General features: G+C 66.4%; 28 protein-coding genes and 2 tRNA genes. 13 read left to right on the plus strand and 17 right to left on the minus strand.

Annotation, left to right across the window (positions count from 1 at the left end; translation table 11 throughout):
- The 3 genes from bfr to AC5P5W_RS09030 form a co-directional block, all read right to left on the minus strand.
- On the minus strand, positions 1–471 hold the full coding sequence (gene bfr / locus AC5P5W_RS09020) for a bacterioferritin (RefSeq protein ID WP_005419804.1): 471 nt from the start codon (positions 469–471) through the stop codon (positions 1–3).
- Between the two features lie 142 nt (positions 472–613).
- Positions 614–823 (minus strand): (2Fe-2S)-binding protein, encoded by a 210-nt coding sequence (locus AC5P5W_RS09025; RefSeq protein ID WP_005411309.1) that lies wholly within the window; start codon positions 821–823, stop codon positions 614–616.
- Positions 824–931: 108 nt separating this feature from the next.
- On the minus strand, positions 932–1,552 hold the full coding sequence (locus tag AC5P5W_RS09030) for an RNA pyrophosphohydrolase (protein WP_014648660.1): 621 nt from the start codon (positions 1,550–1,552) through the stop codon (positions 932–934).
- A gap of 121 nt (positions 1,553–1,673) precedes the next feature.
- Between AC5P5W_RS09030 and AC5P5W_RS09035 the strand changes: the two genes are divergently transcribed.
- Together AC5P5W_RS09035 and AC5P5W_RS09040 are read left to right on the plus strand one after the other, a co-directional pair.
- Positions 1,674–1,750 (plus strand) — tRNA-Met (locus AC5P5W_RS09035).
- Positions 1,751–1,805: 55 nt separating this feature from the next.
- Positions 1,806–1,880, plus strand: a tRNA-Gln gene (locus AC5P5W_RS09040).
- A 323-nt stretch (positions 1,881–2,203) separates the two neighbouring features.
- On the opposite strand, the gene rpsI is transcribed toward AC5P5W_RS09040, so the two are convergent.
- Complete coding sequence (gene rpsI / locus AC5P5W_RS09045) at positions 2,204–2,596, minus strand: 30S ribosomal protein S9 (RefSeq protein WP_005411311.1); 393 nt, start codon at positions 2,594–2,596, stop codon at positions 2,204–2,206.
- 2 nt (positions 2,597–2,598) lie between these two features.
- On the minus strand, positions 2,599–3,027 hold the full coding sequence (rplM, locus tag AC5P5W_RS09050; RefSeq protein ID WP_005414692.1) for a 50S ribosomal protein L13: 429 nt from the start codon (positions 3,025–3,027) through the stop codon (positions 2,599–2,601).
- 196 nt (positions 3,028–3,223) lie between these two features.
- Between rplM and coq7 the strand changes: the two genes are divergently transcribed.
- Complete coding sequence (gene coq7, locus AC5P5W_RS09055; RefSeq protein WP_014648661.1) at positions 3,224–3,868, plus strand: 2-polyprenyl-3-methyl-6-methoxy-1,4-benzoquinone monooxygenase; 645 nt, start codon at positions 3,224–3,226, stop codon at positions 3,866–3,868.
- Between the two features lie 82 nt (positions 3,869–3,950).
- Here the strand turns inward: coq7 and AC5P5W_RS09060 are convergent, their stop codons facing one another.
- Both AC5P5W_RS09060 and speD read right to left on the minus strand, forming a co-directional pair.
- Complete coding sequence (locus tag AC5P5W_RS09060) at positions 3,951–4,271, minus strand: DMT family transporter (RefSeq protein ID WP_005419816.1); 321 nt, start codon at positions 4,269–4,271, stop codon at positions 3,951–3,953.
- A gap of 167 nt (positions 4,272–4,438) precedes the next feature.
- The gene (gene speD, locus AC5P5W_RS09065; protein ID WP_014648662.1) at positions 4,439–5,233 is read right to left on the minus strand and encodes an adenosylmethionine decarboxylase; all 795 of its coding nucleotides are present in this window, start codon (positions 5,231–5,233) and stop codon (positions 4,439–4,441) included.
- Between the two features lie 149 nt (positions 5,234–5,382).
- Here speD and crp point away from each other — a divergent pair, with 149 nt between their 5' ends.
- Together crp and AC5P5W_RS09075 are read left to right on the plus strand one after the other, a co-directional pair.
- Entirely contained in the window at positions 5,383–6,072 is a 690-nt protein-coding gene (gene crp, locus AC5P5W_RS09070) for a cAMP-activated global transcriptional regulator CRP (RefSeq protein ID WP_010482649.1), read from the plus strand.
- A gap of 62 nt (positions 6,073–6,134) precedes the next feature.
- Positions 6,135–6,896, plus strand: a complete 762-nt coding sequence (locus AC5P5W_RS09075) for a sulfite exporter TauE/SafE family protein (protein WP_010482650.1) — start codon at positions 6,135–6,137, stop codon at positions 6,894–6,896.
- Between the two features lie 112 nt (positions 6,897–7,008).
- Here the strand turns inward: AC5P5W_RS09075 and AC5P5W_RS09080 are convergent, their stop codons facing one another.
- From AC5P5W_RS09080 to AC5P5W_RS09125, 10 genes are all read right to left on the minus strand, one after another.
- A complete protein-coding gene (locus tag AC5P5W_RS09080) occupies positions 7,009–7,725 on the minus strand; it encodes a haloacid dehalogenase-like hydrolase (RefSeq protein WP_005419826.1) in 717 nt (238 codons plus the stop codon).
- Positions 7,722–8,516 carry an indole-3-glycerol phosphate synthase TrpC gene (gene trpC / locus AC5P5W_RS09085; RefSeq protein WP_197575490.1) on the minus strand — a complete coding sequence of 265 codons (795 nt, stop codon included), beginning with the start codon at positions 8,514–8,516 and terminating at the stop codon, positions 7,722–7,724. The genes AC5P5W_RS09080 and trpC overlap by 4 nt, the downstream gene beginning before the upstream one ends.
- Positions 8,517–8,590: 74 nt before the next feature.
- Positions 8,591–9,622 carry an anthranilate phosphoribosyltransferase gene (gene trpD, locus AC5P5W_RS09090; RefSeq protein WP_197575488.1) on the minus strand — a complete coding sequence of 344 codons (1,032 nt, stop codon included), beginning with the start codon at positions 9,620–9,622 and terminating at the stop codon, positions 8,591–8,593.
- Between the two features lie 16 nt (positions 9,623–9,638).
- Entirely contained in the window at positions 9,639–10,226 is a 588-nt protein-coding gene (locus AC5P5W_RS09095; RefSeq protein ID WP_014648668.1) for an anthranilate synthase component II, read from the minus strand.
- A gap of 2 nt (positions 10,227–10,228) precedes the next feature.
- Entirely contained in the window at positions 10,229–11,008 is a 780-nt protein-coding gene (locus tag AC5P5W_RS09100) for an SIMPL domain-containing protein (RefSeq protein WP_075076638.1), read from the minus strand.
- A gap of 67 nt (positions 11,009–11,075) precedes the next feature.
- Positions 11,076–12,551 (minus strand): anthranilate synthase component I, encoded by a 1,476-nt coding sequence (gene trpE / locus AC5P5W_RS09105; protein WP_100450706.1) that lies wholly within the window; start codon positions 12,549–12,551, stop codon positions 11,076–11,078.
- Between the two features lie 299 nt (positions 12,552–12,850).
- The gene (gene yegS, locus AC5P5W_RS09110) at positions 12,851–13,780 is read right to left on the minus strand and encodes a lipid kinase YegS (RefSeq protein WP_014648671.1); all 930 of its coding nucleotides are present in this window, start codon (positions 13,778–13,780) and stop codon (positions 12,851–12,853) included.
- 224 nt (positions 13,781–14,004) lie between these two features.
- Positions 14,005–14,487: a GNAT family N-acetyltransferase gene (locus AC5P5W_RS09115; protein WP_197575573.1), complete on the minus strand. Its 483-nt coding sequence runs from the start codon at positions 14,485–14,487 to the stop codon at positions 14,005–14,007.
- Positions 14,488–14,499: 12 nt separating this feature from the next.
- Entirely contained in the window at positions 14,500–15,177 is a 678-nt protein-coding gene (gene rpe, locus AC5P5W_RS09120) for a ribulose-phosphate 3-epimerase (RefSeq protein ID WP_069117731.1), read from the minus strand.
- Positions 15,178–15,234: 57 nt separating this feature from the next.
- On the minus strand, positions 15,235–15,564 hold the full coding sequence (locus AC5P5W_RS09125; RefSeq protein ID WP_005411327.1) for a J domain-containing protein: 330 nt from the start codon (positions 15,562–15,564) through the stop codon (positions 15,235–15,237).
- 144 nt (positions 15,565–15,708) lie between these two features.
- On the opposite strand from AC5P5W_RS09125, the gene AC5P5W_RS09130 reads away from it, so the two are divergent.
- The 8 genes from AC5P5W_RS09130 (at position 15,709) to AC5P5W_RS09165 (ending at position 23,523) form a co-directional block, all read left to right on the plus strand.
- Complete coding sequence (locus AC5P5W_RS09130; RefSeq protein WP_014648673.1) at positions 15,709–16,635, plus strand: phosphoribosylaminoimidazolesuccinocarboxamide synthase; 927 nt, start codon at positions 15,709–15,711, stop codon at positions 16,633–16,635.
- 146 nt (positions 16,636–16,781) lie between these two features.
- The gene (locus tag AC5P5W_RS09135; protein ID WP_014648674.1) at positions 16,782–17,267 is read left to right on the plus strand and encodes an Mpo1 family 2-hydroxy fatty acid dioxygenase; all 486 of its coding nucleotides are present in this window, start codon (positions 16,782–16,784) and stop codon (positions 17,265–17,267) included.
- A gap of 333 nt (positions 17,268–17,600) precedes the next feature.
- Entirely contained in the window at positions 17,601–20,429 is a 2,829-nt protein-coding gene (locus AC5P5W_RS09140; RefSeq protein WP_014648675.1) for a monovalent cation/H+ antiporter subunit A, read from the plus strand.
- Positions 20,429–20,821 (plus strand): Na+/H+ antiporter subunit C, encoded by a 393-nt coding sequence (locus tag AC5P5W_RS09145; protein ID WP_046432880.1) that lies wholly within the window; start codon positions 20,429–20,431, stop codon positions 20,819–20,821. The genes AC5P5W_RS09140 and AC5P5W_RS09145 overlap by 1 nt, the downstream gene beginning before the upstream one ends.
- Entirely contained in the window at positions 20,818–22,353 is a 1,536-nt protein-coding gene (locus tag AC5P5W_RS09150) for a monovalent cation/H+ antiporter subunit D (protein WP_032957144.1), read from the plus strand. The genes AC5P5W_RS09145 and AC5P5W_RS09150 overlap by 4 nt, the downstream gene beginning before the upstream one ends.
- Entirely contained in the window at positions 22,350–22,856 is a 507-nt protein-coding gene (locus AC5P5W_RS09155; RefSeq protein WP_032957141.1) for a Na+/H+ antiporter subunit E, read from the plus strand. Before AC5P5W_RS09150 ends, AC5P5W_RS09155 begins: the two co-directional genes overlap by 4 nt.
- Positions 22,853–23,137, plus strand: a complete 285-nt coding sequence (locus AC5P5W_RS09160) for a K+/H+ antiporter subunit F (RefSeq protein WP_006399171.1) — start codon at positions 22,853–22,855, stop codon at positions 23,135–23,137. The genes AC5P5W_RS09155 and AC5P5W_RS09160 overlap by 4 nt, the downstream gene beginning before the upstream one ends.
- A complete protein-coding gene (locus AC5P5W_RS09165; RefSeq protein WP_014648679.1) occupies positions 23,134–23,523 on the plus strand; it encodes a Na+/H+ antiporter subunit G in 390 nt (129 codons plus the stop codon). The genes AC5P5W_RS09160 and AC5P5W_RS09165 overlap by 4 nt, the downstream gene beginning before the upstream one ends.

Below are 23,523 nucleotides of genomic sequence, written 5' to 3' on the forward strand. Positions count from 1 at the left end.
TCACTCTTCCAGCTTGCTCAGCAGGTACTTCGGCTCGCCGATACGCTCGATCAGGTCCAGCTGGGTCTCCAGCCAGTCGATGTGCTCCTCTTCCGAATCGAGGATCTTCACGAACAGTTGGCGGCTGACGTAGTCGCCAACCGAATCGGAATAGGCCACGGCCTCGCGCAGGGTGACCACGCCATCGCGTTCCAGCGACAGGTCGCACTGCAGGATCTCGGTCGGGTTCTCGCCGATGCGCAGCTTGCCCAACGCCTGGAAATTCGGCAGGCCTTCAAGGAACAGGATGCGGTCGGCGAGCATGTCGGCATGCTTCATCTCGTCGATCGATTCCTTGTACTCGTGTTCGGCCAGTTCCTTGATGCCCCAGTTCTTCAGCATCTTGGCGTGCAGGAAGTACTGGTTGATCGCGGTCAGCTCGTTGTAGAGGACCTTGTTGAGGAATTCGATGACCTTGGTGTCGCCCTTCATGGGGGTGCTCCTGCACGCTGAAAACGCAGGCACTTTAACGCCTCGCGTGCGCTCGTGAAGGAACGCGAATCGTGTGCATTGGCCTGCGCGGCCGAAGGTGAAGGATGCGAAAGCGCGGCGTCAACGCGCCGCGAAAAGGCGATCAGGCGACCTGCGCCAGGCCCAATACCGGCAGCGGCAGATCGTGGGTCGCACGTGCCTTGGCCAGCAGGTCGCCGGCCATGTCCAGGCAGGAACCGCAGGTGGCACCACAACCGGTACGCATGGTCAGTTCGGCCACCGTGCTCACGCCATGGCTGGCGGCTTCGCGGATCTGGTGGTCGGTGACTCCGTTGCAGATGCAGACGTACACAGGCGGGAACCGGGCTGACAGGCCAGAAGCGGCCTGGTGGCTATTCCAATGGAAACGAGAATGGTTGTCAATCAGAGACCTGAACCATTCTCGAGACCGTTCAGCCGGTCAGCTGGCCGGGCCGTCGCCCGTGACCTTCTTCGGCCAGTACCCTCGGGTCCGCGGGCGCTTGCGCGGGCGGTCGTGCCCGGCGGTGTGGCCCGGCATCCAGGCCTCGGCGGCGCTCTTGGGCATGGCGGTGACGCCCTGCCCGGCCACGCCGCGCGCCAGTGGCGCCAGGTGTCGCAGGGCACGCGCATAGACGCCGCGTTTGAACATCACCACGTGCTCTACCGGGTACCAGAAGTCGACCCAGCGCCAGTGGTCGAACTCGGGCGAGTCGGTGTGGTCCAGCGTCACGTGGGATTCGTCGCCGGTCAGGCGCAGCAGGAACCAGACCTGTTTCTGGCCGATGCAGACCTGCCGCTCGTTGCGGCGGATGGCCCGCGCCGGCAGCTTGTAGCGCAGCCAGCCGGGCGTGGCCCCGAGCACTTCCACATGCTCAGGCAGCAGGCCGGTCTCTTCCTGCAGTTCACGATACATGGCCTCGACAGGCGTCTCGTCGGTGTTCATGCCACCCTGCGGGAACTGCCAGCCATCCCGGCGCACGCGTCGTGCCCAGAACACCTGGCCGTCCTGCCGCATCAGCACGATGCCGACGTTCGGTCGATAGCCGTCCGGATCGATCACGATGCGGACTCCTAAGAAAATCTACTGGTCGGGACTATCCCATGCCCTCTGTCGGCCCACAAGCACGACACAAAAGTGTTGACAGGGTCGATACACATCCGCAGAATAGCGGGCTCACCAAGGCTATGTAGCTCAGCCGGTTAGAGCACAGCACTCATAATGCTGGGGTCGGTGGTTCGAGTCCACCCATAGCCACCACACTGAAAATCAAGTTGTTTTTCAGTGTGAAAAGTGAGAAAATAGTTGCACGTTTTGCCCCGTCGCCAAGCGGTAAGGCACCTGACTCTGACTCAGGCATTCGGTGGTTCGAATCCATCCGGGGCAGCCAAATTAAAAGCAAAAGGCCAGATCGAAAGATCTGGCCTTTTGCTTTTAATTTGGTCGCGCATCCCACCTTATCCCCGCGCCTGTCGGCGCGCCCCCTTGAACATCAAGGGGGCTCTTCTCCAGAGAGAGGCCCGGGGTCGGATCCTTTTCCAAAGGAGAAGGCTCTGACCCCACCCCTTCCGAGATGCGAAACCCCGGGTAGTGCCGGCCGCTGGCCGGCAACCACGAAATGCCTGACTCCAAAACGACAAAAGCCCGGCCGAAGCCGGGCTTTTGCTTTTCCAACCAGCGGGCTCCCGCAGGAGCCCAACCAGGCGCGGTAAATCAGCGCTTGGAGAACTGGGTGGCGCGGCGGGCCTTGTGCAGACCGACCTTCTTACGCTCGACTTCACGGGCGTCACGGGTCATGAAGCCGGCCTTGCGCAGCTCGGACTTCAGGGTTTCGTCGTACTCGACCAGCGCACGGGCGATGCCCAGGCGGATCGCACCGGCCTGGCCGGTGGTGCCGCCGCCAGCGGCGGTGACCAGGATGTCGAAGCTTTCGGTGTTCTTGGTCAGCTCGAGCGGCTGGCGCACGATCATGCGCGCGGTCTCACGACCGAAGAACTCGTCCAGCGGACGACCATTGACGGTGATGTTGCCCGAACCCTTGCGCAGGAACACGCGAGCGGTGGAGGACTTGCGGCGGCCAGTGCCGTAGTTTTGAGTGATAGCCATGATTAGATATCCAGAACCTGCGGCTGCTGTGCGGCGTGCGGATGCTCAGTGCCGGCGTAGACCTTGAGCTTGCGGTACATCTGGCGACCCAGCGGGCCCTTCGGCAGCATGCCCTTCACGGCGATCTCGATCACGCGCTCCGGGTGGCGCTCCAGCGCCTGGGCCAGGGACTCGGTCTTCAGGTTGCCGATGTAGCCGGTGAAACGGTGATACATCTTGTCCTGCAGCTTCTTGCCGGTGACGGCAATCTTTTCTGCATTGATGACGACCAGGTAGTCGCCGGTATCAACGTGGGGGGTGTAGACCGGCTTGTGCTTGCCGCGCAGACGGCGGGCCAGCTCGGTGGCGAGACGGCCCAGGGTCTTGCCCTCGGCGTCGACGAGGTACCAGTCGCGCTGGACGGTCTCGTTCTTGGCAGTGAAAGTGCTCATGAAGAACTCTAGGTTAGGTCGGGCTCATTGCGGCGAAGGACTCGCCGGAACTCTGCCACGCGTTGTGAAAGGTGAAGCGCAAGAGGCGGGATTGTACGCAGGTCACGCCCTCGGTGCAAGCTGGCCCTGCCCCGGGTTGGCAGGGGAGCGGGGGCGGGCGAGAATCGGCGGGTCTCCCGCCCCACCGCGTGCCGCCATGACCGTGCTCCGCCAGACCACCCCGCTGGACCACCTGCTGACCGAGGCGCAGCGCGCCCTGGACACGGTGTTCGGCAACCCTCCGGCGGCCCGCCCCTACCCGGCCGCAGGCACCGGCGAGCCGGGCATGGACCGCGCCGAGCGCCGCCACGCCGCGGGGCTGATGCGGATCAACCATGTCGGCGAGGTCTGCGCACAGGGCCTGTACTTCGGCCAGGCGGCCGTGGCCCGCGACCCGGCCACCCGTGAACACCTGCTGGAAGCGGCCCAGGAAGAGACCGATCACCTGGCCTGGTGCGCGACCCGGCTGGATGAACTGGACAGCCGCCCGAGCCTGTTCAATCCGCTGTGGTACGCCGGCAGCTACACCATCGGCACCCTGGCGGGTCTGCGCGGCGACGGCTGGAACCTGGGCTTCGTGGTTGAAACCGAGCGCCAGGTGGAAGCCCATCTGGACGAGCACCTGGTCGACCTGCCGGCCGGCGATCTGCGCAGCCGCGCGGTCATCCAGGTGATGAAGGAGGACGAGGCCCGCCATGCGGAGCACGCCGAACAGGCCGGCGCACGCCGCCTGCCATTCCCGATCCCGGGCGCGATGGCGCTGGCTTCCAGGGTGATGAAGACCATCGCCTACCGCATTTGAAGGGTCGCCCGCACCAACGGTGCGGGCCTACCAGGAGGTGCGGGGGGCGACGGTGGGGCCCGACCGTTGGTCGGGCCATCAATCAGTTGGGCGAGACCAGCTTCAGGCCGATCACACCGGCTACGATCAGGCCCACGCAGGCCAGGCGGGCCGGCGACGCACTGTCGTTGAACAGATAGATGCCCAGCACCGCCACGCCCATGGCGCCGATGCCGGTCCAGATCGCGTAGGCGGTGCCGACCGGGATGCTCTTCATCGCCTGGCTCATCAGGTACAGGCTGATCAGGGCGGACACCACCGTGGCAACGGTGGGCAGGGGTTTGCTGAAGCCTTCGGAGTACTTCATTCCGAGGGCGAAACCGATCTCGAACAGGCCGGCCAGCAGCAGATAGATCCAGGGCATGGGTGGGGGCTCCTTACCTTTTTGGGAAAAACGAAACGGCCCGGTGTTTTCACACCGGGCCGTGGGTCGGCACATCACCGTGGAACCGTAACGCGTGCGAGGCACTGGTTCCACGGGGCGGGTCGTCCCGCCTGGGCGGCGATGCCTGCGGGCATCGCACATGGGGCTTACTCGGACAGGTTCCGGCCGTGGAACAGCTCTTCGATCTCGCGCTTGAGCAGCGCTTCGATCTTCATGCGTTCCTTGAACGACAGGTTCTTGGCCTTTTCCTCGAACAGGTACTGGTCCAGGTCGAAGTCCTTCAGGTGCATCTTCGTGTGGAAGATGTTTTCCTGGTAGACGTTGACGTCGAACATCTCGTAACGCGACTTGATGTTCTTGGCCAGGAAGTTCTGGATCGAGTTGATCTTGTGATCGATGTAATGCTTCTTGCCCTTCACATCGCGGGTGAAGCCACGGACACGGTAGTCCATGATCACGATGTCCGATTCCAGGCTCTCGATCAGGTAGTTCAGGGCCTTCAGCGGCGAAATGACGCCACAGGTGGCCACGTCGATGTCCGCGCGGAACGTCGCGATGCCTTCCTGCGGATGGGTTTCCGGGTAGGTATGGACAGTGATGTGGCTCTTGTCCATGTGCGCGACCACGGCGTCGGGAATCAGTTCCTTGCCGGCCTGCTTCTTGTCGATCACCGGCTCTTCGGAGATCAGGATGGTCACCGAGGCACCCTGCGGGTCGTAGTCCTGGCGGGCCACGTTCAGGATGTTGGCGCCGATGATCTCGGCGACATCGGTCAAGATTTGAGTCAGCCTGTCGGCGTTGTACTCTTCATCGATGTATTCAATGTAACGCTGACGCTCCTCTTCGGTGCGCGCGTAACACACGTCATAGATGTTGAAGCTCAGCGCCTTGGTGAGGTTGTTGAAACCCTGCAGCCTCAGGCGAGGCAACGGCTTGACCACGGCGGTCGATTCCTGTGTAAGAAGGGAAAGGGGGAATTATGGGGCAAACTGCCCCCGGGGGGAACGTGAAGACGCAAGAGTTCTGGCACACTGTTTGCCCTTAACAATTGCGCTGGTTAAGCTCCGCTATCGACCCCGTGAATCCGTTCATGCGCAGAGGGAGCGCCCCTATCGTGTCAACCGTGCGCCTAGCTAGCAGTCCACTGGCCCTGGATATCGCCACAATCGATCGTTTCCTGGCGCACAGCCACAGGCGGCGATATCCCACCCGTACCGACGTCTTCCGACCCGGTGACCCGGCGGGAACCCTGTATTACGTCATCAGCGGCTCGGTTTCGATCATGGCCGAGGAAGATGACGATCGCGAGCTTGTGCTGGGCTACTTCGGTGCCGGCGAGTTCGTCGGCGAGATGGGCCTGTTCGTCGAATCGGACCGCCGCGAGGTGATCCTGCGGACCCGTACCGCCTGCGAGCTGGCTGAAATCAGCTACGAGCGCCTGCATCAGCTGTTCCTCGGCCCGCTGTCGGCCGACGCCCCGCGCCTGCTGTACGCGCTGGGCCAGCAGATCTCCAAGCGCCTGCTCGACACCAGCCGCAAGGCCAGCCGCCTGGCATTCCTGGACGTTACCGACCGGATCGTGCGCACCCTGCACGACCTGGCGCAGGAACCGGAGGCGATGAGCCATCCGCAGGGCAGCCAGCTGCGCGTCTCCCGCCAGGAGCTGGCACGCCTGGTCGGCTGCTCGCGGGAAATGGCCGGCCGCGTGCTGAAGAAGCTGCAGACCGACGGCCTGCTGCATGCCCGTGGCAAGACCGTGGTGCTGTACGGCACCCGTTGACCGTTGAGCACCCGGTGGGTGCGGACCTTGGTCCGCACTCCTTCGCGCGCTAGGCTCGGGGCATGGAACTGAGCAGCGAATTCTGGTGGTTCATCCTCATCGGCCTGGGCGCACAGCTGGTCGACGGCGCGCTGGGCATGGCGTTCGGCCTGGTGTCTTCGTCGGTGATGCTGAGCATGGGCCTGCCCCCGGCGCAGGTCAGCGCCAGCATCCACACCGCTGAAGTGTTCACCACTGGCGCCTCGGGTGTGTCGCACCTCGCAGCCGGAAATGTCGATAAGCGCCTGTTCCTGCGCCTGGCCCTGCCTGGCGCGGTGGGCGGTGCCGTGGGCGCGTACGTGCTCACGCAGATCCCGGGCGAGATCATCCGGCCACTGATCTACCTGTACCTGCTGGTGCTGGCGATCATCATCCTGGCCCGCGCGGCCGGACGCTGGATGCCCAAGGGCGAGATCCGCCGGGTACCGGTGCTGGGCTTCTTCGCGGGCCTGCTCGACGCCAGCGGTGGCGGCGGCTGGGGGCCGATCGCCACGTCCACCCTGCTCGCCCGGGGTGGCCAGGCGCGCACCACGATCGGCACGGTCAATGCGGCGGAGTTCGTGGTCACGCTGACGGTGTCGGCGACCTTCCTGCTGTCGATGGGGGTGCAGCACCTGCAGATCGTCGCCGGCCTGCTGATCGGCGGCATGATGGCCGCGCCGGTAGCCGCCATCCTGGTCAAGCGGGTGAAGGAGCGCTGGGTGCTGGTGGCCGTCGGCGTGCTGGTGCTGGGGATCAGCCTGTTCCAGATTGGCCACGCGGTGTACGGGCACCTGTACCGCTGAGCGTTTGCCGGCCAGCGGCCGGCACTACCGGGACAGAGAAGCGCCGGCACAACCGCGACGGAGAAGGGTAGTGCCGGCCGCTGGCCGGCAGATCCATCACCGTGCGGCGGGATCAGGCCTTGTCGCCGCCCCGGTCCACGCAACCCCAGTTGAGGATGCGGGTGCCCGCCGGCAGCACGCGGCGGAAGAACGCCACCCGGCCCGGCTTCGGGTTCACCACTACCGGCGCCTTGGCCGCCAGCAGCAGCGGCAGGTCGGCGGTGCTGTCGGAATAGGCGATATCGATGTCGCCGTAGCCGCGCTCGCGCAGCATGCGCATCTTCTCTTCATTGTGGCAGTGGCGGGTCGGGCCGACGCCGCCCAGCCGTGGGCCGACCTCGGTGCCGATCACCGGTACGTCCTGGTGGGCCACGAAAGCCAGGATCGCGCGCGCCAGCTCCGGCGGCGCACCTGTGGCAACCACCACGCGGTCGCCCTTGGCGCGGTGCGCGGCGAACACCTCCAGCGCCTGCGGCAGCAGCTTGGCGCGCATCTGCGCCTGGTTGCGCAGCACATAGGCGTCGATCACCTTGTTGAAGTCACGCGCACGGTGCAGGCCGAAGCTGCCGATCCACACATAGACCGAGATGCCCGCGCGACGGGTCGGCAGCATCGCCACCATCGGCCCGGCGATCGGCGTGACCAGCAGCGCCGCCAGCATGCGCAGCGGGTTGCGCTTGATCAGCGAGGCGAACAGGTGGGTGCCCGAATCGCCGTCGTACAGGGTGTGGTCGAAGTCGAAGACCACCAGCGGCGCATCCTCGCGCGGCGTTGGATAGTGCGTTGTCATGCCGCGAAGAATAGCTGACGCAGGCCCTCGCCCGGCTCTTCCACGCGCATGAAGGCTTCGCCGACGAGGAAGGCATGGATGCCGGCGTCACGCATCAGCGCCACGTCCTGCGGGCCAAGGATGCCGCTCTCGGTGACCAGCAGGCGGTCACGCGGCACCGCGTTCTGCATGTCCAGCGTGGTCTGCAGCGACACTTCGAACGTGCGCAGGTTGCGGTTGTTGATGCCGATCATCGGCGCCGGCACCTGCAGCGCACGCTCCAGCTCGTCGATGTCGTGCACTTCCACCAGCACGTCCATGCCCAGCGACAGCGCCAGTTCGGACAGCGTGGCCAGCTGGGTGTCGTCCAGCGCGGCGACGATCAGCAGGATGCAGTCGGCGCCCAGCACGCGTGCCTCGTACACCTGGTAGGCGTCGATGACGAAGTCCTTGCGCAGCACCGGCAGCGTGCACGCCTCGCGCGCCTGCTGCAGGTAGGCGTCGGCGCCCTGGAAGAAGTCCACGTCGGTCAGCACCGACAGGCAGCTGGCGCCGCCGAACTCGTAGCTGACGGCGATGTCGGCCGGGCGGAAGTCCGGGCGGATGACGCCCTTGGACGGGCTGGCCTTCTTCACCTCGGCGATCACCGCTGGATCGCCGTTGGCCACCGCCGCCTGCAAGGTGCGCACGAAGCCACGTACCGGCGGGGCGCTGGCCACGGCGGCCTGCAGCGCCTCGAGCGGGCGCTGGGCGCGGCGCTGGGCCACTTCTTCGGCCTTGCGGGCCAGGATCGTCTGCAGGATGTCGCTCATCGTCTTCGGTTCGGTGCGGGGGCGGTGAGGACGGCCATTATCGGCCATCGACGGGGTCAGGCTGAACCGCGCGCTCAGGCAACCAGCGCGCGGGTGGTCTCAACATACTGCTGCAGGCGCTGGCGGGCACTGCCGTTGGCGATGGCGGCACGGGCGCGGGCCAGGCCGTCGCCGATGTCGCTGGCCACGCCGGCAACGTACAGCGCGGCGCCGGCATTCAACGCAACGATGTCCAGCGCCGGGCCGGGCTCATTGTCCAGTACCGCGCGCAGCATCTGGATGGACTGCTCCGGGCTGTCCACGCGCAGGTTGCGGCTGGCCGACATGGCGATGCCGAAGTCCTCCGGGTGGATCTCGTACTCGCGCACCTTGCCGTCGCGCAGTTCGCCCACCAGCGTGCCGGCGCCCAGCGAGATCTCGTCCATGTTGTCACGGCCCCAGACCACCATGGCGCGCTCAGTGCCCAGCTCGCGCAGCACGCGGGCCTGGATGCCCACCAGATCGGGATGGAACACGCCCATCAGTACCGACGGCGCGCTGGCCGGATTGGTCAGCGGGCCGAGGATGTTGAAGATGGTGCGCACGCCCATCTCGCGGCGCACCGGCGCGACGACCTTCATCGACGGGTGATGGATCGGCGCGAACATGAAGCCGATGCCGGTCCGGTCGATGGCCGCTGCCACCTGATCCGGCTGCAGTTCGATCACCGCGCCCAGCGCTTCCAGCGCGTCGGCACTGCCGGACTTGGAAGATACGCTGCGGTTGCCATGCTTGGCCACGCGCGCGCCGGCGGCGGCCGCGACGAACATCGAGCAGGTGGAGATGTTGAAGGTGTGCGAGCCATCGCCACCGGTACCGACGATATCAACCAGGTTGGAGGTATCGGCCACCGGCACTGGCCGGGCGAATTCACGCATCACGGTGGCCGCCGCGGCGATTTCGTCCACGGTCTCCTTCTTCACGCGCAGCCCGGTCAGGATCGCCGCGGTCATCATCGGCGAGACGTCGCCGCGCATGATCTGCCGCATCAGGTCGACCATTTCGTCGAAAAAGATTTCGCGGTGTTCGATGGTGCGATGCAGGGCTTCCTGGGGGGAGAAGCTCATGGGAATGCTCCTTGGATCAGGCCGCCGGACGCTGCAGGAAATTGCGCAGCAGGGCGTGGCCGTGTTCGGTGAGGATGGACTCGGGGTGGAACTGCACGCCTTCCACCGGGAACTGGCGGTGGCGCAGGCCCATGATCTCTTCGATCGAGCCGTCGTCGTTCTCGGTCCAGGCAGTCACTTCCAGGCAGTCCGGCAGACTGTTCTTGTCCACCACCAGCGAGTGGTAGCGGGTGGCCTGGTAGCGGTCCGGCAGGCCGGCGAACACGCCCTTGCCTTCATGGCGGATCGGCGAGGTCTTGCCGTGCATGATGTTGCCGGCACGGATGACCGTGCCGCCGTAGACCTGGCCGATGCCCTGGTGGCCCAGGCACACGCCGAGGATCGGCGTGGTCGGGCCCAGGCGCTGGATCAGCTCCAGCGACACGCCTGCTTCGTTGGGCGTGCACGGGCCGGGCGAGATGACGATGCGCTCGGGCTTCTGCGCGGCGATCTCGTCCACGCTCATCGCATCGTTGCGCACCACCTTCACCTCGGCGCCCAGCGTCTGCAGGTACTGCACGAGGTTGTAGGTGAAGCTGTCGTAGTTGTCGATCATCCACAACATGGTCAGGTTCCGTCGCTTATGAGGAAAATGGCGTACACGTTTTCGGTGTAGGTGATGGGGCCGGCTTCCACCGACTCGCGCAGGCGCGAGCCCGTGGTCTCGATGCTGTTCATCGGTGCCTCGGGCGCAGGCGGCGAGGGCGGCGTCACCAGATCCCCACTGCTGGGCCAATTGCCCGCCTGCACGCCATAGGCGAAGTTCGGCGCCACATCGGAGATGCTGTACAGGCCACGCACTCTTGTTCCATAGGCCTTGGCCAGGCCCAGCGCGGACTCGCGGGTCTGGGCCGCTGCCTCGCCCTTGAGTTCGCGGCGCAGCGCCACTTCGCCCGAATAGGTCGGCGCCAGGCTGCTCACCTGTACGTTCTCGTTGGCCTTCAACGCCCCCAGCACATCCTGCATCGCCTTCACGCTGGCGAAGCTGGCACGCAGCTGGCGCGATACGCGGGTACCGATGAAGACCTGCCGGTTCTGCTCATAGCGCGTGGCCGGGCCGATCCGCAGGTTGTCCGCACGCACGCTGCCCTCCACCGCCTTGTGCTGCTTGAACAGTGCCAGCACGCGGGCAACGTTGTCCTGCACGCGGCGGCGCGCGGCGTCGGCGTCCATGTCGGTCTCTTCGATGTTCAACTGCAGGCCGAACCGGTCCGGCATCACCGTGCGGCTGCCCTGCCCCTTCACCAGCAGGTGCGGCTGCGAGGGAATCGTGTTGGCCTGCGCCCACGCAGACGGGGCCATCGTGGCCAGCAGTGACGACCACAGCAATGCGCTCAGCAGCTTCATGCGGTACTCCTTGTCTTGAATGGGAACAGCGGAAGGTGCCGCGGCGCAGGCCACGGCACGGGGAGGATCACAGGCCCTTGGCGGCCTGGGCGACGGCGCGGAACAGCGCGCGGCCCTTGTTCATCGTCTCGTCCCATTCCTTGTCCGGGTCCGAGTCGTAGACGATGCCGGCACCGGCCTGCACGTACAGGCGGCCATCCTTGATCACCGCGGTGCGGATCGCGATCGCGGTATCGGCATCGCCGTGCCAGCCGATGTAGCCGATACTGCCGGCGTAGACATTGCGCTTGATCGGTTCCAGCTCGCGGATCACTTCCAGCGCGCGGATCTTCGGCGCGCCGCTGACCGTTCCGGCAGGGAAGGTGGCACGCAGCACGTCGGCATAGCTCAGGCCCGGCTGCAGCTGCCCGGTCACTTCGCTGACGATGTGCATCACGTGGCTGTAGCGTTCGATCACGAACTGCTCGCCCACCTCCACGGTACCTGCCTTCGAGACGCGGCCGGCATCGTTGCGGCCCAGGTCGATCAGCATCAGATGCTCGGCGCGTTCCTTCGGATCGGCCAGCAGCTCGGCTTCCAGCGCCAGGTCCAGCTCGGGCGTGGCGCCACGCGGGCGGGTGCCGGCGATCGGGCGCACGGTGACTTCGCCATCCTGAAGGCGTACCAGGATTTCCGGCGATGAACCGACCACCTGCAGGTCGCCGACATCCAGGAAGTACATGTACGGCGACGGGTTCAGTGCACGCAGCGCGCGGTACACATCCACCGGGCGCGCCTTGAACGGCACGCTCAGGCGCTGGCTGAGCACCACCTGGAAGATGTCGCCGGCGCGGATGTATTCCTTGCTGCGCTGGACCGCATCGACGAACCCTTCGCGGGTGAAACCGGAGACAAAATCCGATTCGTCCAGCACGTCGCTGTTGAGCGGCGCCGGATAGCCGGCGCCCGGTGCACGCAGCTTGGCAGTCAGTGCATCCAGGCGCGCCTGGGCCTGCTCGAAGGCACCGTCGACGCGCGGGTCGGCGTGCACGATCAGGTACAGCCGGCCCTTGAGATTGTCGAACACCGCCAGCTCGTTGGAGTCCAGCAGCAGGATGTCCGGCGTGCCCAGCTCATCGCGGCCGGCCGGCGGGGCCAGGCGCGGCTCGATGTAGCCGATGCACTCGAAACCGAACCAGCCGACCAGGCCACCGGTGAAGCCCGGCAGGCCGTCCAGCTTCGGCACCGAGTGGGCGCTGCGCAGCGCCTCGACTTCGGCGAACGGGTCGGCCACTTCGCGGGTGTCCACCACCTGGCCGTCTTCGCGCACGGTCAGCGTGTGGCCATGGAAGGCGTACACGCGACGCGCCGGCAGGCCGATGATCGAGTAACGACCAAAGCGCTCGCCGCCTTCGACGGATTCAAACAGGTAGGTATTGGGGCCGTCGGCGAGCTTCAGATAGACCGAAAGCGGCGTGTCCAGGTCGGACAGCACTTCACGGACGACGGGAATATGGGTGTGGCCTTCAGCGGCCTGCTGCTGAAACTGAGCGTGCGAGTTCAAGACGACTTTCCTTCCGGGACACAGCGTTATGGGGGCGGACGACGGCAACGGGCCACCATCGCCACCAACGGCGTGCGGAAGAAAGGGTATGCGGGGTCGTCAGGCTGGACACCCCCTGACTGTATCGCAGCCGGGGCGGGAGGGGAACCCTGTGAAACTGAACCACCGGACGGGCGGGGCCGGCCACGGGAACCAACGACGCGGACCGGTAGAGTCGACTGTTGGTCGACTTGCGCGCGTAGCGCGGGGTTTTACGCCGTCGGAACGAAAAGCAGTCGACCAACAGTCGACTTTACCCCCTACCCGGCCAGCAACGGGCATCCGGTCGGCAGGTGCATCCGCACCCTGCCCGGCACGCACGCGATGCGGAACTGGCGGGCCTGCACCGGTTCGCCGTCCAGGTTGAGGGTCAGCGCCTTCGGTGCGTCGATCTGCAGCCACGGCAGCCGCGCGCGCGTGGCCAGCTGTTCGAGCGCCGCCTGGGTGCCCGACTTCAGCATCTGGCCGAGCGTGGCGGTGACCTCACCTTCCAGTTCCGGAAGCACGGTGACATCCAGCAGCCCATCGTCGATCACGGCCTGCGGGCACAACTGCTGGCCACCGCCGGCCTGCCGGCCATTGCCGATGCCCAGGGCGATGAAGTCGCCTTCCCACGCGAAATCCGGGCCGGACAGCCGCGCGGTGATCGGCTCGATGCGGCCCAGCTTGGCGATGCCGGTGATCACATAGGCCAGCCCGCCCAGCATCTTCTTCAGGCCGGCATCGGTCTCCACCGTCACCTGCGTGCCGAAGCCACCGCTGGCGAGGTTGGCGCACCACCAGGGCGTGCCATCGGCATCCACGCGCAGCAGATCGATGGCACGCGGCGTGGTTTGTCCGATCAACGCAAACGCGCCCTCAGGCTCGGTCGGAATACCCGCAGCCGTGGCGAAATCGTTGGCGGTCCCCATCGGGATCAGCGCCAGCGAGGGCAGCGCATCCGCCGCTTCCTCACGATGCGCCAGGGTTTCGGCCACCGCGCTGAGCGTGCCATCGCCACCGGCGGCAACGATCACGTCCACGCCATGATCGATGGCCTCGGCCACGTAGCGTTCGGCGTCACCGTCCTCCCAGGTCACCCGCACGTCCAGCTGCACGCCCTGCCCGCGCCAATGGCCGACAGCCTCGCGCAGTTCCTCGTTGCCTGCGGATTTGCCATTGAGGATCAGGCGCCAGCGCGGGGTGGTCATGCGGTACTTCCAGGAGGGGGTGGCACAGGCTAGCAATGCGCTGTTTGCCCGCGGTGAATGTCACGCAGGTGTCATTCAGTTGCTGGAGAATGGAAGGCCATAGCAGGGACGATGGATGGAGGCAGGATCAGCCTCCCACGCATGCAGCGAGGCCACGCCAGTGATTGGCGTGGCTTTTTTTTTGCCCAGCAGTAGATCCACGCCAAGCGTGGATGCACGTCATCTCACCCGTTGGCGAAATCGTGCAGCGCCTGGCCCTGCAACCGGTACACGGTCCACTCGTCCTGCGGTTTGGCACCGGCAGCGGTGTAGAACTCGATGGCCGGGATGTTCCAGTCCAGCACCGACCATTCGAAACGGCCGCAGCCCTCGGCCACGGCCTGGCGCGCGATGTACTTCAGCAGTGCCTTGCCGGCGCCCGCACCGCGCTTTTCCTGGCTGACGTAGAGGTCTTCCAGGTAGATGCCCTTGCGGCCCAGCCAGGTGGAATAGTTGTAGAAATACACCGCATAGCCGATGGCCTCGCCGTCGGCTTCGCAGATCAGTGCGCGTGCCGTGGCATCGGGACCAAACAGGCTCTCGGCGATGCCGATCTCATCGGTCTGCACCGAATGCTCGGCCTTCTCGTAGATGGCCAGCTCGCGGATGAAATGCAGGATCAGTCCCGCATCGGCGACGGTGGCCGGGCGGATGTTCAACACGGCCACCGTACTCATGGCTCAGCCCCGTGCCGCAGCGACGTTGGCGCGCATCTGCGCGATCACATCCTGGTAGCTGGTCCTGGCGTTGAAGATGGCCGAACCGGCGACGAAGGTGTCGGCGCCGGCAGCGGCGATCTCGCCGATGTTGTCGGCCTTCACGCCGCCATCGATCTCCAGGCGGATGTCCTTGCCGCTGGCATCGATCATCTTGCGCACCACGCGCAGCTTGTCCAGCGCCGAGGGGATGAAGGCCTGGCCGCCGAAGCCCGGGTTGACCGACATCAGCAGCACCAGGTCCAGGTCATCCAGCACCCAGTCGAGGATGTCCACCGGAGTGGCCGGATTGAGCACGATGCCCGGCTTGCAGCCCAGCGAGCGGATCAGCTGGAGGGTGCGGTGCACGTGGCGGCTCGCCTCCGGGTGGAAGCTGATGTAGGTGGCACCGGCCTCGGCGAAGTCCGGGATGATGCGATCCACCGGCTCGACCATCAGGTGCACGTCGATCGGCGCGGTGACGCCATGCTTGCGCAGCGCCTGGCAGACCATCGGGCCGATGGTCAGGTTCGGCACGTAGTGGTTGTCCATCACGTCGAAGTGGACCCAGTCCGCGCCAGCGGCGAGGACGTTGTCGACTTCCTCGCCGAGGCGGGCGAAGTTGGCGGACAGGATGGAGGGGGCGATGAGGCAGTTGGACATGGCCGGGGCCTTCGGAACGGGGAAAAGGTTCTCCCGCCCGCAGGCGGGACTCTGGAATCAGCGCTTGCGCAGGGTCTTGATGCGGTCGTAGGCGGCATTGATCCGCCGCGACTTCTGCTCGGCCTGCTGCTGCAGCTCGGGGGCGGCACCGCCCAGCTTGTCGGGGTGGTACTGCGAGATCAGCTTGCGGTAGGCGCGCTCGACCTCGGCATCGGTGGCCTCGGAGGTCAGCCCAAGCTCCCGGTACGGGTTCTCCTTGTTCAGGCGGAACCAGTCCGAATCGAAGGCGTGGCCGATCAACAGGCCGACCACCGCGCCGAACAGCGGATTGGGCCGGAACAGCAGGGCGCCGGCGATGAATCCGAGCAGTTTTCCGTACCAGCGCATGGCGCTCCGGGGTCGACCGACGAAATGGACGCTCATTTTACGTCACAGCGGGCCCGGACCGCTTTACACTAGGCCGCCCGCTGGTCAGCGGGCCCGCCGGGTCCGTTGGGCAGCAGCCGTATCGACAACGCCCCAGGAGTGCCCGTGCCAACCACGCTGTTGCAATCCGATCTCCCCGGCCTGCCCTTGCGCCATCGCGGCAAGGTGCGTGATGTGTTCGATATCCCGCGCGAGCGGCTGCCAGCCGGAACCCCGCCGGGCGAGTACCTGCTGATGGTCGCCACCGATCGCCTGTCGGCGTTCGACGTGGTGCTGCCTGACCCGATTCCGGGCAAGGGCGAGATGCTCTGCCAGGTCTCCAACTTCTGGTTCGCCAAGACCGCGCACCTGATGCCCAACCACCTGACCGGCATCGACGTGGCCAGCGTGCTGCCCGAAGGCGTGGACCCAGCCCTGTACGCCAAGCGTGCGGTGGTCACCCGCAAGCTGAAGCCGGTGCCGGTGGAAGCGATCGCCCGCGGCTACCTGATCGGCAGCGGCTGGAAGGACTACCAGCGCACCGGCAAGGTCAGCGGCATCGACCTGCCCGACGGCCTGCGCCAGGCCGAGCAGCTGCCGGAGCCGATCTTCACCCCCTCGACCAAGGCCGCCGTCGGCGACCATGACGAGAACATCGATTTCGATGCGATGGTGAAGCAGGTCGGTGCGGAACTGGCCGAGCGCGTGCGCGACGCCACCCTGCGCATCTACAAGTTCGCGGCCGATTACGCCCGCGAGCGCGGCATCATCCTGGCCGATACCAAGTTCGAGTTCGGTACCGACGCCGATGGCCGCCTGTACATCATGGACGAGATGCTGACGCCGGATTCCTCCCGTTACTGGCCGGCCGACGAATACGAAGTGGGCACCAGCCCGCCGAGCTACGACAAGCAGTTCGTGCGCGATTACCTGGAGACGCTGGACTGGGGCAAGACCGCCCCGGGCCCGAGCATCCCGGCCGAGATCATCGAGCGCACCCGCGCCAAGTACGCCGAGGCGCTGCAGCGCCTGGCCGGGATCAGCGTCGACTGATCCCCCCGCGTCCCCCCGGCCGGAAAGGCGGGGGGCGCTCTGATCGCGGTAGTGCCGGCCGCTGGCCGGCAACCTCGCGAACTCGGCTATGCTCTGGAGTGCCGGCCAGCGGCCGGCACTACCGTTGCCCGAGGAAGCGACGCAGCATGCAGACATCCACCCAGCTTGCGCGGCCGATCGACCGCTATTTCGCCAGCTACTCCGACGACCACCGCAATGTGATCAACCAGCGCATCCACGTGGTGGCGGTCCCGGCGATCCTGTGGTCGGTGGTGGCCCTGCTGTGGTGCCTGCCGCCGCTGATCACCTGGTTCCAGTACGGCATCTGGTCGGCGTTGGCGATGTTCAGCGCGTGGTGCTTCTACAACAAGCTGTCGCGCCCGCTGGGCATCGGCATGCTCATCCAGTTCTTCGTGTTCGGCTGCCTGTGCCGGCTGCTGGAGGCCGAGATCGGCCTGCAGGCCCTGCGCTGGCTGGCGGTGGGCGTGTTCGTGGTGGCCTGGATCGCGCAGTTCATCGGCCACAAATTCGAGGGCCGCAAGCCCAGCTTCCTGACCGACCTGACCTACCTGCTGATCGGCCCGGCCTGGGTGATGGCCAAGTTCTACCGCAAGCTGGACTGGCGCTACTGACCTGGCGGCGGCCGACAGCGGCCGTCGTTTCCTGAACGGGCGGATTCCGTCACCCGTAGTCCACGGGAGCCCTGCCAGCCTGCGCCGGTGATCCGCTCCCCATTGCCCGCCCGTCGACGGCAGCCCCTGTGCGACAGGGCCTGCGGTCTCCCTGCGTGGGCGTAGGGTGTCCCCCGAGGGCAGCCAGGGAAGGGATGCAGGAATGTGATGTTGCATCGCAGAAAAAATGAATCAGCGAACGTTACATGCAATTGATCGCTGTTCGATGGGTTTCGGCGACATTTCGCAGCCTGTTATCCTCCCTGACCTGCTCGTGAATCATGGATTCCCTGCATGCTCCCCAGCCTGCCCCTGCTGCTGGCCCTGCCGTTCCTGATGGCAGCGGCTGTTGCGGCCTTCCCCCGTAGTTCGCGCTCGACTGCTGCCTGGCTGGCGGCGCTGGCGCCGTTGGGCGGGCTGGCCATCCTCGGCTGGCTGACCCCGTCGGTGCTCGATGGCCAGGTGGTCCGCACCCTGGTGCCCTGGCTGCCGCAGCTCGGGCTGGACTTCACCCTGCGACTGGACGGGCTGGCCTGGATGTTCGCCGGGCTGGTGCTCGGCATCGGCGCGCTGGTGGTGCTGTATGCGCGCTACTACCTGAGCCAGCAGGACAACGCGCACCGCTTCTACTGCTACCTGCTGCTGTTCATGGGCGCCATGCTGGGCATGGTGCTGTCGGGCAACCTGCTGTTGCTGATGATCTTCTGGGAAATGACCAGCATCAGTTCGTTCCTGCTGATCGGCTTCTGGTCGCACCGCCAGGACGCCCGCGAAGGCGCACGCATGGCGCTGGTGATTACCGGTGGCGGTGGCCTGGCCCTGCTCGGTGGCGTGCTGCTGATCGGCCGCATCGTCGGCAGCTTCGACCTGGACGTGGTGCTGGCTGCTGGCGAGCAGATCCGCGCCAGCGCGCTGTACCCCTACGCCCTGTTCCTGGTACTGGCCGGCATCTTCACCAAGAGCGCGCAGTTCCCGTTCCACTTCTGGCTGCCGCACGCGATGGCGGCGCCGACCCCGGTCTCGGCCTACCTGCACTCGGCCACCATGGTAAAGGCCGGCGTGTTCCTGCTGGCGCGCCTGCATCCGGCACTGGCCGGCAGCGACCTGTTCTTCTACACGGTCAGCGGCATCGGCGCACTGACCCTGCTGATCGGCGCCTGGAATGCGATCTTCCAGCATGACCTGAAGGGCCTGCTGGCGTACTCGACCATTTCCCACCTGGGCCTGATCACCCTGCTGTTCGGCCTGTCCACGCCGATGGCGGTGGTGGCCGGCGTGTTCCACATCCTCAACCACGCCACCTTCAAGGCCTCGCTGTTCATGGCCGCCGGCATCATCGACCACGAGACCGGTACCCGAGACATGCGCAAGCTGGGAGGCCTGCGCAGGCTGATGCCGTTTACCAGCGCGCTGGCGATCATCGCCTCGCTGGCGATGGCTGGCATCCCCCTGCTCAATGGCTTCCTGTCCAAGGAAATGCTGTTCGCCGAAGCGATCACGGCCGGCGGCCCGGGAATCATGCGCACGGCGGTGTCGATCGCAGCGTTGCTGGCGGGCGTATTCGGGGTGGCGTACAGCCTGCGCTTCGTGCACGACACCTTCTTCGGCCCCGGCCCGCACGACCTGGACCGCGTGCCCCACGAACCGCCGCGCTGGATGAAGGTGCCGGTGGAACTGCTGGTGGTGATCTGCGTGGCGGTGGGCGTGGCACCGGCACTGACCGTAGCGCCGGTGCTGCACGCCGCTGCGGCCTCGATCCTCGGCGACGCCATGCCCGAGTACAGCCTGGCGGTATGGCACGGCTTCAACCTGCCGCTGGCGATGAGCGCGATCGGCGTGATCGGCGGCGTGGCGCTGTACTTCGGCCTGCGCAAGCTGATCAACCTGCACGCCGTGACCAACGTCAGCACTGGCCGCAATGTGTTCCATGCGCAGCTGGACGCGATCTCCGCACTGGCCATGCGCCTGACCAACGGCATCGCCAACGGCAGCCTTCAGCGCATGCTGCTGGGCCTGGTGCTGGTGGCGATCGTGGCCGCCGCCGCGCCGTTCGTGGCCAACCCCGCCTCGCCGAACTGGACCAGGCCACAGCCGATCCCGCTGCTGGGCTGGGCGCTGTGGCTGGTGATGATGGCCTGCGCGGTGGCTACCCTGCGTATCTACAAGCAGCGCCTGCTGGCGGTGCTGCTGGTCGGCGGCGTCGGCCTGATGGTGGCGCTGACCTTCGTGTTCCTGTCCGCGCCGGACCTGGCCCTGACCCAGCTGCTGGTGGAGATGGTGACCCTGGTGCTGATGCTGCTGGGCATGAACTACCTGCCTGCGCAGTCCGGGCCGGAGCGGCCGCGCTGGCGCAAGCGCCGTGACGCGGTGATCGCGATCATCGCCGGTGCTGGACTTGGCGCCTTGGCCTATTCCGCGATGACCCTGCCGCCGAACACCATGGCCGGCGAGCTGCTCGCCCGTGCCCTGCCCGAGGCCTATGGCCAGAACGTGGTCAACGTGATCCTGGTCGACTTCCGCGGCTTCGATACCTTCGGCGAGATCACCGTGTTCGGCATCGCCGCGCTGGTGGTGCATGCCCTGCTGCGGCGCACGCGGATGGCGCCGGAGCAGATCATGCCCGGCCCGCCGATCAAGCTGCCGGTGCCGGCCGACCTGGCCCAGATCATGTTCCCGCTGACCCTGACCGTGTCGATCTTCCTGTTCCTGCGCGGCCACAACGCGCCGGGTGGCGGCTTCATCGCCGGCCTGGTGCTGGCGGTGCCGCTGCTGATCCAGTACGTGATCCAGGGCACTGCGTCGGTGGAGTCGCGCTTCGGCTTCGACTACATCCGCTGCATCGGCATGGGCCTGCTGATCGCCCTGCTCAGCGGCAGCGCGTCGATGCTGTTCGGCGTGCCGTTCCTGACCAGCGGCCACCTCGACCTGCACCTGCCGCTGATCGGCGACGTGCCGCTGGCCAGTGCGATTGGTTTTGACATCGGCGTCTATCTGGTGGTGTTCGGCGGTGCCATGCTGATGCTGTCGATGATGGGCACGATCAAGCCATCGCGTACCCGTACCGCCCGCAAGGGTGAGATCGACCTGCAACGCCGCTCGGCACGCACCGGGGAGATGCACTGATGGAACTGGCCCTGGCTACCGCGATCGGCGTGCTGACCGCCATCGGCATCTACCTGCTGCTGCGTGCGCGCAGCTTCGATGTGATCCTCGGCATGACCTTCCTGTCCTATGCGACCAACCTGCTGATCTTCGCCGGTGGCCGCGTGGTGCTGGGCAAGGCGCCGGTACTGCAGGACGGCGTGGACAGCCACCTGGGCAACTACACCGACCCGCTGCCGCAGGCGCTGGTGTTGACCGCGATCGTGATCGCCTTCGCGATGACCGCGGTGAGCATCGTGCTGGCCATGCGCAGCCGCAGCGACAACCACAGCGACCATGTGGACGCCCACGAGCCGGATGACGACCTGCAGGATGAGCGCGTTCCACCACGCCAGGGCGAGGACCGCGCATGAACCACCTGGTGATCCTGCCGATCCTGATTCCGCTGCTGGGTGCGGCACTGTCGCTGTTCGTCGAACACCGCCGCTATGGCCCCAGGGTGCAGCGCGCGGTGGCCTGGACCGCGCTGTCGGCGCTGGCGCTGGCGGTGGGCCTGCTGTTTGCCACCACCGCCAGTGGTGAGATCAGCGTCTACCTGCTGGGCGACTGGCCGTCGCGGCTGGGCATCGCGCTGGTGGCCGACCGGCTGTCGGCGTGGATGCTGCTGACCACCCTGCTGCTGGCCATTCCCTGCCTGCTGCACGCCTGTTCGGGCTGGGACCGCCGCGCACCGCACTTCCATGCGCTGTTCCAGTTCCAGCTGGTCGGCCTCAACGGTGCGTTCCTGACCGGCGACATCTTCAACCTGTTCGTGTTCTTCGAGGTGATGCTGATCGCCTCCTACGGCCTGCTGCTCAGTGGTGGCCGCGGCCTGCGCATGCGCATCGGCCTGCACTACGTGGTGTTCAACGTCACCGCCTCGACCCTGTTCCTGATCGCGCTGGGCCTGCTGTACGCCACGCTGGGTTCGCTGAACATGGCCGAGCTGTCGCAGCGCATCGCCGAGGTACCGCCGGCGCAGCTGACCCTGGTGAAGGCGACGATGGGCCTGTTGCTGCTGGTGTTCTGCGCCAAGGCCGCCCTGATGCCGCTGTACCTGTGGCTGCCGGAAGCCTATTCACGCGCACCAGCGGCGGTGGCTGCGCTGTTCGCGATCATGACCAAGGTCGGCCTGTACTCGGTGCTGCGCATCCAGATGCTGTGGTTCGGCGACGATGCCGGCGCGATGGCCGGCTACGGCCGTGACTGGCTGCTGTGGGCCGGTGTGGCGACGCTGGTGCTGGGCGGCCTGGGCGCCCTCGCCGCGACCCGCCTGCGCGTGCTGATCTCCTACCTGGTGATCGTGTCGGCAGCCACGCTGTTCATCGCCTTCTCGGTGGGCACGCCGCAGGTGCTCTCGGCCGGCCTGTACTACCTGCCGCACAGCAGCTTCGTCGCCGCCGCGCTGTTCCTGATCGCCGACCTGATCCGCCGTCGTCGCGGCGGTGCCAGCGACCGCAAGGAAGTGGTCGCGCCGATGCCGGGCAAGGAGACACCCGCCGTGCTGTTCCTGATCGGCGCGGTGTCGGTGGCCGGCCTGCCGCCGCTGTCCGGTTTCCTGGCCAAGGCCGCACTGCTGGCCGGCATGCCGGCGCAGTACACCGCTCCGGTCTGGACCGCGGTGCTGGTCAGCAGCCTGCTGGTGATCATGGGCCTGACCCGCGGCGGCATCCGCCTGTTCTGGCGCGTGCCGCCTGTCGATCCGGAGGCGCCGAAGCCGCGCAAGGCTCCTCTGCGCCGGGTGGAGCTGTACGCCGCGTGCATCCTGCTGGCCTACGGTATCGCCATGACCCTGGCCGCTGCACCGTTGATGCGCTACACCGACGCCACCGCCGCACAGCTGCTGCAACCCAGCGAGTACGTGCAGCAGCTGCGCGCGACCGCACCGGAGATCCGCCAGCCATGACCGCCCAGCGCTCCCTGTTCCGTCGCCTGATTCCCTCGCCGATGCTCAGCATCATGGTGGTGGCATTCTGGCTGCTGATGTCCGACAGCTTCACCCTCGGCCAGATCGTGCTGGGGCTGGTGCTGGGCGTGGTGGTGCCGCTGTTCGCCGCACGCCTGGACCGCGAGTTCGCGCGCATCGGCACGTTGCGGCCGCTGCCCAAGCTGGTATGCGTGACCCTGTGGGACATCCTGATGTCCAACATCCGCGTGGCCCTGCAGGTGCTGGGCCCGGAGAAGAAGATTCACCCCGGTTTCATCTGGCTGCCGCTGGACATCGCCAACATCCACGGCATCGCGGCGCTGACCAGCATGATCACGCTGACCCCGGGCACGGTCTCGGCCGCGCTCAGCGACGACCGCAAGTTCCTGCTGGTGCACGTGCTGCACCTGGAGGACCCACAGGACCTGATCGATACGATCAAGCGCCGCTACGAGGCGCCGTTGATGGAGATCTTCCCATGACTGGATTCCAGATCATCCAGACCACGCTGGTGGTGTGCATGCACGTGGTCGGCCTGGCCATGCTGCTGGCCACCTGGCGCCTGCTGCGCGGACCGACCGTGCCCGACCGCATCCTCGCACTGGACACGTTGTCGGTGACCGCCATTGCCGAGCTGATGCTGTTCGGCATGTACCTCAACTCCGCGATCTACTTCGAAGCCGCACTGGTCATCGCCATGCTCGGCTTCGGCAGCACCGTGGTGCTGAGCAAGTTCGTGCTGCGCCGGGACATCGTCGAATGATCACCGCGATCCAGATCGGCCTGTCGATCCTGCTGCTGTTCGGCTGCTTCTTCATCCTGGTCGGCGCACTGGGGCTGGTGAAGCTGTCCACGTTCTTCAAGCGCCTGCACGCGCCGACCAAGGCCAGCACGCTGGGCGTGGGCTGCGTGCTGGTGTGCTCGGTCTGCTACCACATCTTCCTGGGCCAGGACCCGCAGCCGCGCGAGCTGCTGATCACCGTATTCCTGTTCATCACCGCGCCGATCAGCGCCCACATGATGGCCAAGGCGGCGCTGTCGCTGCTGATGGAAACCCGTCCCAGCCTGCCGGGCAACGAGCCGGCTGCCGAGGAACAGCTTCCGCCGCCGGAACCGGCGCGGGAAGAGGAAGCCACACAGAACCGGTAG

This window comes from Stenotrophomonas sp. YJH_SMC_123 (assembly GCF_059368215.1).